Below are 14,914 nucleotides of genomic sequence, written 5' to 3'. Positions count from 1 at the left end.
TGTGTGGATCGCCCTCGTTTCACTGGCCTCCTGGTTGTGGCTGCTCGTCGGTCAGGGCTTCTTCTGGCGTACCGATCTACGGCTGCCGCCGCGCCGGGAGCCGGAGTCGTGGCCGTCCGTCTGTGTCGTCGTACCGGCGCGGGACGAGGCCGCGGTCCTCCCCCGCAGCCTCCCGTCGTTGCTCGGGCAGGACTATCCCGGACGGGCCGAGATCTTCCTGATCGATGACGGCAGCTCGGACGGCACCGGAGAGCTCGCCCGGACACTGGCCGAGCGGCATGGCGGACTGCCGCTCACCGTCGGCTCCCCCGGCGAGCCTCCCGCGGGATGGACGGGCAAGCTGTGGGCCATGCGGCACGGAATCGCTCTCGCACGCGCGCGTGCCCCCGAATACCTTCTTCTGACGGACGCGGACATCGCGCACACGCCCGACAGTCTGCGGGAACTGGTGGCGGCGGCGCGGAGCGGCGGTTTCGACCTGGTCTCGCAGATGGCCCGGTTGCGGGTCGACAGCATGTGGGAGCGGCTCGTCGTGCCCGCCTTCGTGTACTTCTTCGCACAGCTCTACCCGTTCCGGTGGATCGCGGTGCGGGGATCGCGGACCGCGGCAGCCGCGGGTGGCTGCGTGCTGCTGCGTACCGAGGCGGCCGAGCGCGCACGGATTCCCGACGCCATCCGGCAGGCCGTGATCGACGACGTGGCGCTCGCACGGGCGGTCAAGGCCGAGGGCGGCCACATCTGGCTGGGGCTGGCCGACCGGGTCGACAGCGTGCGTCCCTATCCTCGGCTGCACGATCTGTGGCGGATGGTCTCGCGCAGTGCCTACGCGCAGTTGCGGCACAGTCCCCTGCTGCTCGTCGGCACGGTGCTCGGACTCGCGGTCGTCTACCTGGCGCCCTCAGTCGCGCTCGTTGCGGGACTCGTCAAGGGGGACATGGCGGCGCTGGTGGCCGGCGGGCTCGCGAAGCTGGTGATGACGGCGACGTACATCCCGATGCTGCGTTACTACCGCCAGCCGCTGTGGCTCGCGGTGCTTCTGCCGGTCACCGCCCTCCTGTACCTCCTGATGACGGTCGATTCGGCCGTGCAGCACCACCGGGGGCGCGGTGCGGCCTGGAAGGGCCGTACCTACGCCCGTCCCGACGCGGCGCTCGACGAACGGTGAGCGGCCGGGGCGGACGGGCCGGTCACTTCCTGCCGGGGGTCCACTTCATGCCCCAGCCATAGGCGCCGTCGATCGTGCGCTGGGGACTCACGCCCCGCTCGGTCACCAGATAGCGGGCCTCGCGCTGAACGACCAGATCACCTCCGGTGTTCGTGATGAGGGCGAGCGCACACACGGTCGAGGGCACCGTGCACTCGTCGAGGAAGAACTCGATCGGGGCGCCGTGCTGCGGGCGGAGCGTGACCGTGGCGTGCAGGTCGGCGAAGGAGCGGGCGCCCTGGTAGATGGTGACGAAGACGAGGATGCGCCGGAAACTCTGCTTGTGGTCGAGATTGACGGTGAGGTTCTCGCCGGTCTCCACGGCCCCGGTTCGGTCGTCGCCGTCGAGGTGGATGTACGGCGGCCGGTGCAGCGACCCGAAGGCGTTGCCCAGGGCCTGGACGACCCCCTTGCTGCCGTCGGACAGCTCGTAGAGGGCACACAGATCCAGGTCCAGGTCCGCATGCTGGGCCACCGCCCGGCCGCGCTTGCTGCCCCATCCCGAGAACTGTTTGCGCATCTGCCAGTTGAGGTTCACCCCCAGGGTGCCGGAGGTGCCGCCCTGCTTGGCCAGCGAGACCGAGGGGGCCTGCTTGGTGAGTGTGACCTTGGTGAGGCGGACCGGGGCGGACGGGGTGGACGGGGGGTCCTGAGGCGGGAACGGCGCGCCGTAGGCGCCCGAAGGGGCCGGGGCGGTCATCGGCGGTGAGGGCGGGGCCACCGACGGGACCGGCGCGGTGACCGGCGGGGCGGTGTGCTGCGGCTCGTCCACCGTGATCCCGTAGTCGGTGGCGAGACCCTCGAGCCCGCTGCTGTAGCCCTGTCCCACGGCCCGGAACTTCCAGGAGCCCTGGCGACGGTAGAACTCGCCGAGCACGAAAGCGGTTTCGACGGTCGCCGTGGGCTCGAAGCGCGCCACCTCCGTGCCCTGCCCGGCGTCGAGCACCCGGATGGAGAGACCGGGCACCTGCCCAAACGTTCCGCCGTCGGTGGAGGCGGCGAGCACCACCGTCTCGATCGCGGGCTCGACGCGCGCGAGGTCGACGAGGAGCGTGTCGGTCACCTGGCCATCCAGGTCCCGCTTGCCCTCGTGGCGCACGGCCCCGGAGGAGTGGGCAGGCTGGTTGTAGAAGACGAAGTCGCCGTCGGTGCGGACCTTCCCGGAGAGCAGCAGGAGCGCCGAGGCGTCCGCGTCCGGGACGCCCGGTCCGGACCGCCAGCCCAATTCGACGCGCAGAGCCGTCGCCGGCACCTGAAGGTTGGATCCTTTCGGCATTGACATGTCCGCCCCCATCGTGTGTCGCTCCGCCGGGAAGGGATCCGGGCGGTCGGTCGCATCCGTCCCGGCCAACCTATTCTTCCGGGTGCCCAACTCCCACAACCCCCACCGAAGACCGGTGCTCAACCGCCGGTAACCCCCACGGAACTCGGTCTTTACGCGATCCGAACCACGAATGCTGCCCTTTTTTGCCGAGTTCGCTCGCATTGGGGATCCGGCGTCACCCCGGGCACGGAAAACAACCCTCTTATCGGTCTCCCCAACCAGCACATCGTGGGCTTACCTTATGTGCCATGACCTCCCCCCGCTCCACCTATGGCGGCGGTTACTACTCCGCGTCGCCCTTCCCGGACACTCCGATCTACGACAGGCTCGTCGCCGAGCGGGGCACCCCGCAGATCGCACCGATCCGGGTCCCCTCCGCGTACGACACGCCGGGCAGCAACCTGCCCGCTCTGCCGTCGGCGCTACCCGCGCTGCCGGCCGGACCGTCCTACCAGGCCCCGGCCTACGGCTACCCCCAGACCCCGCAGCCCGCGCCCCTGCAGCAGGCCCCGACCGCGTACATCCCGCAGCAGGCGGGCCCGCGCGGCTATCCGGGCCCCCAGCAGATGCAGCCGCCGCGCCCGATGGCCGCCGGCACCGGCTACGAGGCGATGCGCCCTGCGGCGCCGCGCCCGGCTCCGGCGCCCTACCAGGATCCGTACAACAACGGACAGCAGTACCGCGGATACTGATCCACCTCGTACGTGAGGCCGTCGATGCGCGATGGCACGATGGCCTCATGTCGACACCAGTGCTGCACTCGATTCACGTCCACCCGGTCAAGGCACTGCGGGGTCAGGACCTCCCCGAGGCCGAGGTGGAGCCATGGGGGCTGGCCGGGGACCGGCGCTGGGCGCTGATCGACGAGGCGGGCAAGATCGTGACCCAGCGCGAGCGGCCACGCCTCGCACTGGCCGCCGCGGCATCCCTGCCCGGCGGCGGTATCCGGGTGTCCGCCTCCGGCCGGGAGCCGCTGAGCGTTCCCGTGCCCGAACCGGTCGGCACGACGACCGCGGCCTGGCTGGGAGAGAAGATCGAGACCGTCCCGGCCACCCCCGGGGCGAGCGAGTGGTTCAGCGCGTACCTCGGTGAGCGCGTGACCCTTGTCCACCTCGACGACCCCGCGCACCGCCGACCCATCGACGACCCGCCGTACGGTCTCCCGGGCGAGACCGTCACTCTGGCCGACAGGTATCCCCTGCTGCTCACCACGCTCGCCTCCCTGCATGCCCTCAACTCCCTGATCGCGCAGGGAGATCACCCCGACGAGGGCCCGCTGCCCATGAACCGGTTCCGGCCGAATGTCGTCGTCTCCGGCACGGCGCCCTGGGCGGAGGACGACTGGGAGCGGATCGCCATCGGCGAGGTCGAGTTCCGGGTCGCCAAGACGTCCGGGCGCTGTGTCGTGACGACGACCGACCAGGCGACCGCCGAACGCGGCAAGGAACCCCTGCGCACCCTCGGCCGGCATCGGCGCATCGGCGGCAGGCTGATCTTCGGCCAGAATCTGGTGCCTCTGACGTGCGGCACGGTGCGCGTCGGCGATCCGGTCGTACTCCTGGGATGATCCGCGCCGCGAGCGCGGTCCGTGATGCGTCCCGTGGACGGGAACCCGGACAACCGGCGCGGTCGTTGAGTCTGTGTGAGACATTCATGAGAGGCCTGTGAGGGGCGGGGTGGGGGACCACCCTCTCTCTTCACCGGCCGCGCACAGAAGCGGCGTGCACGGGGGTCATGACGGACGCTGAAGGGGGTGCGGGACGGTGCGAGCAATCGGCGGCCTGTGGCGCTGGCGGCGCAACCCGCTGCGCCGTACGACCGATCTCGTCGAGGCCTGGTTGGCGCTGGTCGCCCTGGTACTGGCCCTTGTCGCCGCACCGGTGGCGGGAGTCGTGATCGGGACCCTCGCGCAGAACTCCTTGCAACGATCGGTACGGGAGCAGCACCGCACCCACCATCTGGTCACGGCCACCGTCGTCAAGCGACTCAACCGCGCCCCGATGGAACCGGATCCGGAGTCGCCCACGAAGCGGCAGAGACAGAGCCGCGTGCTCGCCGACTGGACCGCCCCCGACGGCACCGCGCGGCGCGGCACGGTTCTGGCGGACCTCGACTCCCCTCACCGGGGAGACCACTTCGCCCTCTGGACCGACGACCACGGCCGAATAATGGCCCGCCCGTTGGACAGCGCCACCGCGACGACGCAGGCGGTACTGGCGGGCTTCGGCACGTCCGCGGCGACCGTGGGGCTCATGGAAGGCGGCCGCCGCCTGATCGTCTGGCGTATGGTCCGGCGCCGGTACGCCCGCTGGGATCAGGCATGGGACAAGGCCGGGCCGGACTGGGGCCGTACCGGAACGGGCAGTTGACGGCCTGCGGGCTCCGGTCAACCAGCCGCGTCCACGCACGCTACGGTGGACCGACCGGGCTGTTCGGCTGCCCGGCATCTTCGCGAGAACCCGCGTGAGCAGAGGTGGGGGCACAGCAGCGCCATGGCACAGGGCACGGTCCAGGTGACGCACACCGGCACCTCGCGGTGGCGGCGCCGCACGGGTGAGTACGCATCGCTCGCCGCCGCCCTGGAGGCCGCGGGCGACGGCGACGTCCTCACCGTCGCTCCCGGCACCTACCGGGAGAACCTCGTCGTGCAGCGGGCGGTGACGCTGCGCGGTCCCGAGGGCTCCCCCGGCTCCGTGCGCATCGCGCCGGCGGACGGTGTGCCGCTGACCGTGCGGGCCTCCGCCGTGGTCCAGGACCTGCATATCGAGGGCCAGGACGCGGCCGCCCCCGCGCTTCTGGTGGAGGGGGGCGCCCCGGAGCTGGCGGACATGCGGATCACGACACGGTCCGCGGCCGGCATCGAAGTCCGCGGCGGCGCGCGGCCCACGGTCCGCCGCTGCACGGTCGACAACCCGGCCGGCATCGGCATCGCCGTCGTCGAAGGCGGCGGCGGGGTTTTCGAGGAGTGCGAGGTCGTGGCGGCCGCCCAGTCCGGCGTCGCGGTCCGCGGCGGTGCGCACCCACGCCTGGAGCGCTGCCGGGTGCACCACACCTCGGGCGCGGGTCTGTCCGCGACCGGCGAGAACTCCACACTGGAAGCGGTCGGTTGTGAGGTGTACGAGGTCCGGGGCTCAGGGGTGCAGATCACGGGGCATGCCACGGCCCATCTGACGGACTGCGACGTACACCGGACCACCGCGGACGGCGTCACGCTCGACACCGACGCGGTGCTGACACTCGCCGACTGCCGTATCCACGACATCCCGGAGAACGCGGTCGACCTGCGTTCCCGTTCGGTGCTCACGCTCACCCGCACGACGGTGCGGCAGTTCGGGCGCAACGGCCTGTCGGTGTGGGACCCGGGCACCCGCGTGGACGCCAACCAGTGCGAGATCTTCGACAGCACCGGCGACTATCCGGCGGTGTGGGTCAGCGACGGAGCCACCGTGGTCCTGGAGGCCTGCCGGGTGCACGACGTGCCGGATGCCCTGTTCGTCCTCGACCGCGGCTCACGCGCGGACGTCGTGGACAGCGACCTCACCCAGGTACGCAACACCGCGGTGTCGGTGAGCGACGGCGCCACCGCGCAGCTGGACGACTGCCGGATCCGGGACGCGGCGACGGGTGCCTGGTTCCGGGACCACGGCAGCGGCGGCACGCTGTCGGGCTGCACCATCGACGGCACCCAGACGGGCGTGATCGTCACCAAGGGCGCCGATCCCACCATCGAGCGGTGCACGGTGACCTCGCCTGCGGAGGCGGGCTTCTATGTCTCGGCCGGCGGCCGGGGCACCTTCCTGAACTGCCGGGTCACGGGCAGCGGTGGCTACGGCTTCCATGTGATCGACGGCTGCCGTGCCACGCTGAGGAAGTGCCGCACGGAGCGCTGCGCGCGCGGAGGCTACGAGTTCGCGGACGGCGGCCCCGGCGCGCCCGGTGGCGGCGGCGCGATCGTAGAGGACTGCACCAGCGACGAGAGCGCCGGACTGAGGCCGGTGGTGGCCCAGGAGACCGCCGTGCAGCCGACGGCCCAGTCGGCCGGTCTGCTCGGGGCGATCCCCGGCCAGCGCACCACCGAACAGGAGCCCTTCGTCCCGGCCGCCCCCGAGCCGGGGAAGCCGGCGCGCACGTCGAAGGCCGTGCTCGGGGAACTCGACGCGCTGGTGGGCCTGGAGAGCGTCAAGCGCGAGGTGCGTGCGCTCACCGACATGATCGAGGTGGGGCGGCGTCGGCAGCAGGCGGGTCTGAAGGCGGCCTCCGTGCGGCGGCATCTGGTGTTCACGGGCTCTCCCGGCACCGGCAAGACGACGGTCGCCCGGCTCTACGGCGAGATCCTGGCGTCGCTCGGTGTGCTGGAGAAGGGCCATCTCGTCGAGGTGTCGCGGGTCGACCTGGTAGGCGAGCACATCGGCTCCACCGCCATCCGTACCCAGGAAGCCTTCGACCGGGCGCGCGGCGGAGTGCTGTTCATCGACGAGGCGTACGCGCTGTCTCCGGAGGACTCCGGGCGCGACTTCGGGCGTGAGGCGATCGACACGCTGGTGAAGCTGATGGAGGACCACCGGGAGGCGGTCGTGGTGATCGTCGCCGGCTACACGGCCGAGATGGAGCGGTTCCTTTCCGTCAACCCCGGTGTGGCCTCCCGCTTCTCACGGACGATCACCTTCGGTGACTACGGGCCCGAGGAGCTGCTGCGGATCGTGGAGCAGCAGGCAGAGGAGCACGAGTACCGGCTGGGCCCGGGAACCACCGAGGCGCTGCTCAAGTACTTCACGGAGATCCCCAAGGGGCCGACGTTCGGCAACGGGCGCACCGCACGACAGACCTTCGAGGCGATGGTGGAGCGGCACGCCGGCCGGGTCGCCCAACTCGCGGAGCCCACTACGGAGGACTTGACCCTGCTCTACCCGGAGGATGTGCCGGAACTTCCCTGACCGGCGCCTCCGGGGCCCTCGTCGTCCGGACCGGGAGCGGCGGATCCGGACTCGGCCGGCTCCGAGGGCTCGCGCCCGCTTCCCTCAGGCGGACCAGGCGGGCCGGAGGGCGCGCTTGCAGGATCTCCGCCCGGACCCGGCGACGGGCCGGGGGGACGCGGGCCGGGCAGTCCGGGCCGCAGTCGCGCCAGCAGCCGTGCGCGTTCCTCGGCGAACGCCGGGTCCGCCTGATAGTCGCCGTGCCCGAGAATCGGCGCGGGCAGCGGATGACGTGCGCTGCGGCCGTAGGCGAGCGGGTCCCGGAGCGGTGCGCGGTCCACCTGCGGGCCGCACTCGCCGGGCAGCCGAATCGGCCCGCCGATCGGGTCCGTGGGGCGGTGGAGATTGCGCCAGCAGTCGACGTCGCGGTGCAGGGAGCTGAGCGCGGCCGGGCCGAAGTACGCCGGGAACCAGCGGCCGTACAACCGCTCGAGTGGTGAGCCGTAGGTCAGCAGGCCCACCCTTCTGCGCGCGGAGGGCTTCAGCTGCCAGGCCGCGGCGGCCGCCAGCACGCTGCCCTGGGAGTGGCCGGACACCACGATCCGCCCACCGGTACGCCGCGTCCAGGTGGCCATCCGCCAGGTCAGGTCCGGTACGGCTCGCTCGGCGTAGCAGGGTGGGGCGAAGGGGTGGGCGGCGCGCGGCCAGAAGGTGCCGACATCCCACAGGATGCCGACGGTGCGGCGCGCGGAGGTGTCCTTGTAGGCGCGGCGGCCCCAGGTGACGAAGAGGAGGAAGCCGACACCGATCAGCCAGGAGCCGAGCGTCTGCGCGGTCTCGGCGGCGCCCCGGACGAAGGGGGCGCGGCGTGCGCGGCGCCCGCCGGCGTGTCGTCGGTGGCTGAGGCACCCACCAGGGCGACCGTGCCGAGAAGCAGGGTCATCGCGGACATGACACCGACGACGAGCGGGGCCCGGTCGGTGAGGGTGGCCATCGCGCGGGTGCCCGCGATGCGCAGGGTGCGGGCCGTGTCCGTGGGCTCGCCCGGGTGGTCGCGTTCGACCTCGGCTGCTTCGGCGCGCCGAAGCAGCCAGGTGCCCCTCGCCAGCCGGCCGGCCAGGCCCAGCAGGACGAGCAGCAGCGGCGGGATGGTGGACGCCTGCCAGGTGAGCAGGACCGGCGGGCCGTCCAGCGAGTGGCCCGTGCCGTCCAGCCAGTCGGCGACGCGCTGGGCCACTCCGCCGGACATCACCCCGCCGAGCGCACAGGCCAGCAGCGCGACGGCGGGTCCCGCCAGTCCGCGCACCGCGGTGCGCGTGTCGGGGTGGGCGCGGTACAGGACGTGCGCGACGACGCCGAGCGCCAGGACGAGAAGGCCCTGCGCCAGGGTCAGCGCGCCGAAGGCCGAGGCGCCCGGCAGCCGTCCCTCCGACCGCCGGCCGGGACGCGACCAGCCTGCGTAGACCATGGCCACGGCGAGCAGCGCCAGCGCGCCTGCGGGCAGCAGTCGCACCACCGCCCGGTCGAGTTGCTGGTCGAGCCGGCTCTCGGTGCGTCCCCGTCGGCACACCACCGCCACCACCAGCACCGCGAGGGCGACCAGAGCGGCCTGGAGCAGAAGACCGAGTGAGCGCAGCGCGACCTCGCCGTGGCGGTGGTCGCCGTGTGCGGCGGAGACGGTGAGCGCGGCGGCCACGGTGAGAAAGCCCGCGGCGGTGTGGGCGGCGCGGAGCCGGGCCACGAGGCGGCGCCCGTACCAGAACCCTGGGCGGCCGAGCGCGGGGCGGCGCGACTGCTCGTCGGGCTCCGGCGGGCGAGGGATCGGCCGCTGGGACTCGTAGGCGCACCATGTGCGGTGCGACAGGTACCAGAGCAGGCCGGTGAGCGCCGTGGGCACCAGGGCCGCCAGGGCCAGGCGCCGTCCGGGCGCGCTCCACCAGCCGCCGTCGGAGCCGGCAGGAGTGAGAAACCCGAGCCAGGCGTGTCGGCGGGCGCATGCGCGGGCGCCCGCGCACTGCCAGGCCGCCAGGTCCATGGCCACCTCGCAGGCGGCGGCCACCAGAAGCACGGTCAGGGTGAGCCCGATGAGCCGCACGATCAGCCCGTACAGACGGATGGTCAGCGGCCGGTCCCTGGTCGTGGGCCGCATCCAGTGGGCCAGGTTCGCCACCATGAACGGCAGCAGCAACAGCCACAGGGCGCGTGTGGCGTTTCCCGAGGTGAGATTGCACCAGACGTACGCCTCGGGCACGGGGCGGCCGTGCCGGTTGCCCGGCTGCCGCTCCGCATCGGCGTCGTCGGCGCGCCGGTACACGGCGGCCGTGTCGTCGCCGGTGATCCGGACCGCTCGTGGATCGCCGAGCATCTCGTCGGGCGTGGTGCCGCCGACGCCGTGGACCAGGAGTTCCAGGGCCGTCGCGGCCTCCGCGGACGCCTGCCCGGCGGCGTCGCGTTCCCCCTCGTGTTTCCGTGCACGTTCCACTGTTCCGCACTTCCCCCGTGCCGCGTACGGTGTGTCCGCAGGCAGAGGATCTCCTCCTGCGCGGCGGTGCACACCCGTTGTCACGGAATCTCCCCGATACGTGTGACGACGAGGCCGGCGGACGGCAGCGTCCGGGGTGCGGCGCACCGGCGCGTGCGGGGGACCGGCGGACGGGAATGTCCGTGATGCGGGCGGTGGCGCCTGCCGTGACCACCCGTGCGAGGATGAGACGTCCTGGGCGCCGGTGACGGGAGAATGGCCTCGTGGCAGCCGGTACGGACGGCCTTTCGGCAAAGGTTCGGGTGAATTCGGGATGAAGGAGAACGGAGCGGACGTGAGTGAGAATCAGAACCTCCTCGCGGAGCAGCGCCGAGCCCTGATCCTGGAGGAGGTACGGCGGCGCGGCGGCGTCCGCGTGAACGAGCTCACCCGCAAGCTCGGTGTCTCCGACATGACGGTCCGTCGTGACCTCGATGCGCTCGCCCGCCAGGGCGTCCTCGAGAAGGTGCACGGCGGCGCGGTGCCGGTGGTGGAGGCGAGCACGCACGAGCCGGGTTTCGAAGCCAAGTCGGGTCTGGAACTGACGGCCAAGGAGGACATCGCGCGGGCCGCGGCGGAGCTGGTCACACCGGGCACGGCGATCGCCCTGTCCGGCGGTACGACGACATATGCGCTGGCCCACCACCTGGTGGACGTGCCCGAACTGACCGTCGTCACCAACTCGGTGCGGGTGGCGGATGTCTTCCACTCGGCTCAGCGCACCTCGGGACCGCGGCAGGGTGCCGCCACCGTCGTGCTGACCGGCGGCGTGCGCACACCGTCCGACTCGCTGGTGGGGCCCGTGGCCGACCAGGCCATCGCCTCCCTCCACTTCGACGTGCTGTTCCTCGGCGTGCACGGGATATCGGTGGAGGCGGGTCTGTCGACGCCGAACCTCGCGGAGGCGGAGACCAACCGGCGGCTCGTGCAGTCCGCACGGCGGGTCGTGGTGGTCGCCGACCACACCAAGTGGGGCACGGTGGGCCTGAGTTCGTTCGCCGCGCTGGAGCAGGTCGACACACTGGTGACCGACGCGGGGCTGCCGTCCGAGGCGCGCTCGGAGATCTCGGAGCATCTACGGCGGCTGGTGGTGGCCGGGGAGACCGGGGACGCTACAGACATCTGACGGTACGCCGGTTAGGGTGACGCCGCCCCGGACCGACCCGTGTCCGCGCGGGGCGCCGGTGCCCTTCGAGGAGGTTGTCGCCCATGGCTCGCCGTCTGCGCCCGGTGGAACTCGACTTCACGCGGACCGCTCCCGTGCGGCTGGTGTTCGCCCGGGAGATCGCCGCGCCCCCGGAACAGGTCTTCCGGGCCCTTGCGGAGGACGTCTCCGGCTGGAGCCAGTGGTTCGCCGCGGTGACCTCGGCCCGCCCGGTCGACGGGGGCGCGGGCCGCGAGGTGCGGCTCACGGGCGGCACCCGCTTCCGGGAGACGGTCGTCGCGGCCGCGCCGCACGAGGTGTACGCGTACCGGGTCGACGAGACCAATGTGCCCGGCATCCGCGCGCTCCTGGAGGAATGGCGGCTGGCCCCCTCCGGCACGGGCACCCGGGTGCAGTGGACCTTCGCGGCCGACGGGCCGGCGGTCTTCCTGTTTCTGCTGAAAGGGGCACGCGGGGGGCTCGGGCGCGCGTTCGGGGGCGCCGTGAGGGCCCTGGACCGCAGGCTGGCCTCGGGGGGTGGCGCGCCGGGGTCAGCCCGGCCACACCCCGGTCGCCAGCAGTGACGTGATCGCCGCCGAGTACGGCGCGATGTCGAGTCGCTGCTCGGCGAGCCACGCGTCCGAGTAGTACTTGTCGAGGTAGCGGTCGCCCGGGTCGCACAGCAGGGTGACCACGCTGCCCGTGCGCTCCTCGGCCACCATCTCCGCGACGATCTTCAGTGCGCTCCACAGCCCGGTACCGGTCGAGCCGCCCGCCTTGCGGCCGATGGCCCGCTCCAGGGCCCGTACGGCCGCGATGGCGGCGGCGTCCGGGACCTTCATCATCCGGTCGATGGCGCCGGGCACGAAGCTGGGCTCCATCCGGGGCCGGCCGATTCCTTCGATGCGTGAGCCGCTGTCACAGGTGACGCCCGGATCGCCCGTCGTCCACCCGGCGAAGAAACACGAGTTCTCCGGATCGGCGACACAGATGCGGGTGTCGTACCCCATGTAGTGCACATACCGCGCGATGGTCGCCGAGGTGCCGCCGGTGCCGGCCGTGGCGACGATCCACGCGGGCACCGGGAACCGCTCCAGCTCCAGCTGGCGGAAGACGGATTCGGCGATGTTGTTGTTGCCGCGCCAGTCGGTGGCCCGTTCGGCGTAGGTGAACTGGTCCATGTAGTGGCCGCCGGTCTCCGCCGCGAGGGCGGCCGAGGCCTCGTACATCTTGCGCGGGTCGTCCACGAAGTGGCACTGCCCGCCGTGGAATTCGATGAGCCGGCACTTCTCGGCGCTCGTCGTGCGCGGCATGACGGCGATGAAGGGCACGCCGATGAGCCCCGCGAAGTACGCCTCGGAGACGGCCGTCGAACCGCTGGACGCCTCGATCACCGGGCGCCCCGGACGGATCCAGCCGTTGCACAGTCCGTAGAGGAACAGGGAGCGGGCGAGGCGGTGCTTGAGGCTGCCGGTGGGGTGTGTCGACTCGTCCTTGAGATACAGGTCGATGCCCCAGTGGTCGGGCAGCGGGAAACGCAGGAGGTGCGTGTCGGCCGAGCGGTTGGCGTCGGCCTGCACCTTGCGCACGGCTTCTTTGAGCCACGTACGGTACTCGACGTCGCTGCGGTCGACGTCGAGCGTCTCGCCGGGGCGGGTGATCTGGGGGGTGCTCACGGCGGGGCTCCTTAGCGGGGTGTACCCGAGGCCGGGTTCACACGGTCGGACGCCTCGCATCATAAACACCTTTGACACACCTTCTCACCTGCATAAACGCATCTTTGAGCAGCCCAAAGGCGTCCCTTGCGCCGCCCTCTGCGCGGCGGCGGAAAACGGTGGGGGCGCATCCGAGCGAGTGCGCCGGTTGACCGGCGCCACCCCGCCGTGCGCACTGGTGCATGGCGCCGGGTGCGGGCAGACTGCACGGCGGGGAACGCCGGTCGGTGCAGCCTGGCGTCACCGGGGCACCGGCCTGCGCGGAATCGGGTACTCGATCCCGACCGGACTCGATCAGCGCCACGCCGGATTGCGACCCGCGCGGGATCCGAAACGGGCACAGCCGAACGGACGAGGGGGCAGGGCATCATGGCGGAACCGGAGTTCACGGCCACCGGTGTGCGGATCGGGAAGCGACTGCGGTCGCTCACCCGGGCCGGGGAGGTCCGGATCAGCGACGGCAGGCTGCGTCTGCTCACCAGTTACGGCAGCGTGATCGACAGTGCGCCGGTGCAGACGGTTCGCGCGTCGAAACCCTGGTTCGCGCCCGAGGACCGGGCTCTGGCGGACCTCAACGGCACCCGGTATTCGCTGACCCTCGGCGAGCACGACCCCGCTCCGGGGCAGCCGGGGCCGCCGTCGGCGCGGCGGTTCATCGAGGCGGTGCGCAGGGCGGCCGGGCGAGGCGGCTGACCGGGCGCGAGTTGCGGTGTATCACCCGTTGGGTCACGCTGGTCTCACATCACTCTGGGTTTACCGGCGATCACGCTGAAGAACCAGCCCGCCGGTACGACAGCGGGCGGCGCACGAAGCCGTACCGCACCAAGCGGCCGGAGTACTCAGCCGGCACAGCAGGCGGCGGGTACGCCCAGCCCTCCTGCTGGATCCGATCTCCGTCTTCTTCCGGACCTCAATTCGGGGAGTCGCAGCCGTGATCAGCCAGCCAAGCAGGCACTGCACGGTGGAGCTCCAAGCCCTGCCGTCGCGGATCGGCCAGGTCCGCAGAATCGTATCGGCGCAGTTGCGCTACTGGCACCTCGATCCCTTGATAGAGCGGGCATCCCTGGGTGTGACGGAGCTGTTGACCAACGTCCACCTGCACGCACAGCCCGACAAGACGTGCACCGTGGAGATGGAACTGCTGCTCGACCGGCTCACGGTCTCGGTGCACGACCACGACCCGCGCCTGCCGGAACTGCGCGCGTCGGATCCGACCGCCACCAGCGGACGCGGCCTGGCGATAGTCGCCGCGATCGCCGACAGCTGGGGCGTGCGACCGGACGGCGACTCGGGCAAGGTCGTCTGGTTCGCGCTGCCCGCGCCGTCACCGGCGCCGACCCGCCCGCTCTTCGGCCTCACGCCGTACGAGAGGGCCCTCGAGGCGCCCGCCCGTGCGCTCGCGGTCGACGAGCGCAGGGCGCGACACGCTCCCGCCCGGTCCGCCGTTGCCGGCTGACCGGGCGGTGAGGTCCAGGACCGCGCGCTGCCGCCTCGGGTCCGGACCTCCTGCCGCACCGACTGCGCTGCCGGGATCTCCGCGACGGTCTTGCGATACACCGACCACGCCATCTGCGGGCAACTGTGCAGTCCTTCGCAGCGGAGTAGCAGCATGACGGTCTGTGGATACATGCCGACGTCGGACCATCGGGGCCGGCCCATCTCGCGGTCGATGTAGCAGAACAGGGCGGCGGGCGCGCCGAAACAGTCCCAGTTCGCGAAGCGGCCCGCTGACGCGTCTCCCAGTCCTCACGCGCAATGCCGAGTGCGCTGTAGCGCTCATGGCCGAAGGCGGATCGGCGCTCGTGGTAAGGGGACTTCGGTGTGGCCGGGTACATCTCGTACTCCCGCTCGTCCCAGGGGTGCCCTGCGGCCACGCGTTCGCCGACGCGCCTCTTGAGCTCGGCCAGCGGCCGGCCGGTCAGCACAGATACGCCAGGGCTGGAGGTTCGACCCGGACGGCGCCCAGGCCGCGGCGGAGAGCACGCGCTCCGGCACCTCCCTCGAGACTTGCCGGCTGGTGAATCCACGCACCGCTCGTCGGCTCGGGACCGCCTCATACACGTCCAGGATCATCTACCTCCCTCATCTGCTCC

General features: G+C 71.9%; 12 protein-coding genes and 1 pseudogene. 9 read left to right on the top strand and 4 right to left on the bottom strand.

Annotation, left to right across the window (positions count from 1 at the left end; translation table 11 throughout):
• Position 1: 1 nt before the first annotated feature.
• Positions 2 to 1,165, top strand: coding sequence for a glycosyltransferase (locus LZ604_RS13570; RefSeq protein WP_372482138.1), 1,164 nt, complete (start codon positions 2 to 4; stop codon positions 1,163 to 1,165).
• A 22-nt stretch (positions 1,166 to 1,187) separates the two neighbouring features.
• Here LZ604_RS13570 and LZ604_RS13565 read toward each other — a convergent pair whose 3' ends face one another.
• The gene (locus LZ604_RS13565) at positions 1,188 to 2,486 is read right to left on the bottom strand and encodes a TerD family protein (protein ID WP_234515316.1); all 1,299 of its coding nucleotides are present in this window, start codon (positions 2,484 to 2,486) and stop codon (positions 1,188 to 1,190) included.
• A 290-nt stretch (positions 2,487 to 2,776) separates the two neighbouring features.
• Between LZ604_RS13565 and LZ604_RS13560 the strand changes: the two genes are divergently transcribed.
• The 4 genes from LZ604_RS13560 (at position 2,777) to LZ604_RS13545 (ending at position 7,462) form a co-directional block, all read left to right on the top strand.
• Positions 2,777 to 3,220, top strand: a complete 444-nt coding sequence (locus LZ604_RS13560) for a DUF6643 family protein (protein WP_234515315.1) — start codon at positions 2,777 to 2,779, stop codon at positions 3,218 to 3,220.
• Between the two features lie 47 nt (positions 3,221 to 3,267).
• The gene (locus LZ604_RS13555) at positions 3,268 to 4,095 is read left to right on the top strand and encodes an MOSC domain-containing protein (protein WP_234515314.1); all 828 of its coding nucleotides are present in this window, start codon (positions 3,268 to 3,270) and stop codon (positions 4,093 to 4,095) included.
• Positions 4,096 to 4,291: 196 nt separating this feature from the next.
• Entirely contained in the window at positions 4,292 to 4,897 is a 606-nt protein-coding gene (locus LZ604_RS13550) for an Rv1733c family protein (protein WP_234515313.1), read from the top strand.
• A 123-nt stretch (positions 4,898 to 5,020) separates the two neighbouring features.
• Positions 5,021 to 7,462 (top strand): right-handed parallel beta-helix repeat-containing protein, encoded by a 2,442-nt coding sequence (locus LZ604_RS13545; protein WP_234515312.1) that lies wholly within the window; start codon positions 5,021 to 5,023, stop codon positions 7,460 to 7,462.
• Here LZ604_RS13545 and LZ604_RS13540 read toward each other — a convergent pair.
• Positions 7,432 to 9,923: pseudogene (locus LZ604_RS13540) on the bottom strand (hypothetical protein). The gene LZ604_RS13545 and the pseudogene LZ604_RS13540 overlap by 31 nt on opposite strands.
• Positions 9,924 to 10,257: 334 nt before the next feature.
• Here LZ604_RS13540 and LZ604_RS13535 point away from each other — a divergent pair.
• Together LZ604_RS13535 and LZ604_RS13530 are read left to right on the top strand one after the other, a co-directional pair.
• Complete coding sequence (locus LZ604_RS13535) at positions 10,258 to 11,088, top strand: DeoR/GlpR family DNA-binding transcription regulator (protein WP_234515311.1); 831 nt, start codon at positions 10,258 to 10,260, stop codon at positions 11,086 to 11,088.
• Between the two features lie 83 nt (positions 11,089 to 11,171).
• Positions 11,172 to 11,690 carry an SRPBCC family protein gene (locus LZ604_RS13530; RefSeq protein WP_234515310.1) on the top strand — a complete coding sequence of 173 codons (519 nt, stop codon included), beginning with the start codon at positions 11,172 to 11,174 and terminating at the stop codon, positions 11,688 to 11,690.
• Here the strand turns inward: LZ604_RS13530 and LZ604_RS13525 are convergent.
• On the bottom strand, positions 11,658 to 12,782 hold the full coding sequence (locus tag LZ604_RS13525) for a PLP-dependent cysteine synthase family protein (protein WP_234515309.1): 1,125 nt from the start codon (positions 12,780 to 12,782) through the stop codon (positions 11,658 to 11,660). The genes LZ604_RS13530 and LZ604_RS13525 overlap by 33 nt on opposite strands.
• A 408-nt stretch (positions 12,783 to 13,190) precedes the next feature.
• Between LZ604_RS13525 and LZ604_RS13520 the strand changes: the two genes are divergently transcribed.
• Together LZ604_RS13520 and LZ604_RS13515 are read left to right on the top strand one after the other, a co-directional pair.
• On the top strand, positions 13,191 to 13,514 hold the full coding sequence (locus LZ604_RS13520; RefSeq protein ID WP_234515308.1) for a hypothetical protein: 324 nt from the start codon (positions 13,191 to 13,193) through the stop codon (positions 13,512 to 13,514).
• 238 nt (positions 13,515 to 13,752) lie between these two features.
• Entirely contained in the window at positions 13,753 to 14,277 is a 525-nt protein-coding gene (locus LZ604_RS13515; protein WP_234515307.1) for an ATP-binding protein, read from the top strand.
• A 320-nt stretch (positions 14,278 to 14,597) separates the two neighbouring features.
• On the opposite strand, the gene LZ604_RS36230 is transcribed toward LZ604_RS13515, so the two are convergent.
• Positions 14,598 to 14,894, bottom strand: coding sequence for a nitroreductase family protein (locus LZ604_RS36230; RefSeq protein WP_372482133.1), 297 nt, complete (start codon positions 14,892 to 14,894; stop codon positions 14,598 to 14,600).
• Between the last annotated feature and the right edge of the window lie 20 nt (positions 14,895 to 14,914).

The sequence above is a fragment of the Streptomyces glomeratus genome (assembly GCF_021462825.1).
GTDB classification, from domain to species: Bacteria; Actinomycetota; Actinomycetes; order Streptomycetales; family Streptomycetaceae; genus Streptomyces; species Streptomyces glomeratus.
Note: the sequence above shows the minus strand (reverse complement) of the source record. Positions and strands in the feature narration are given on the sequence as shown.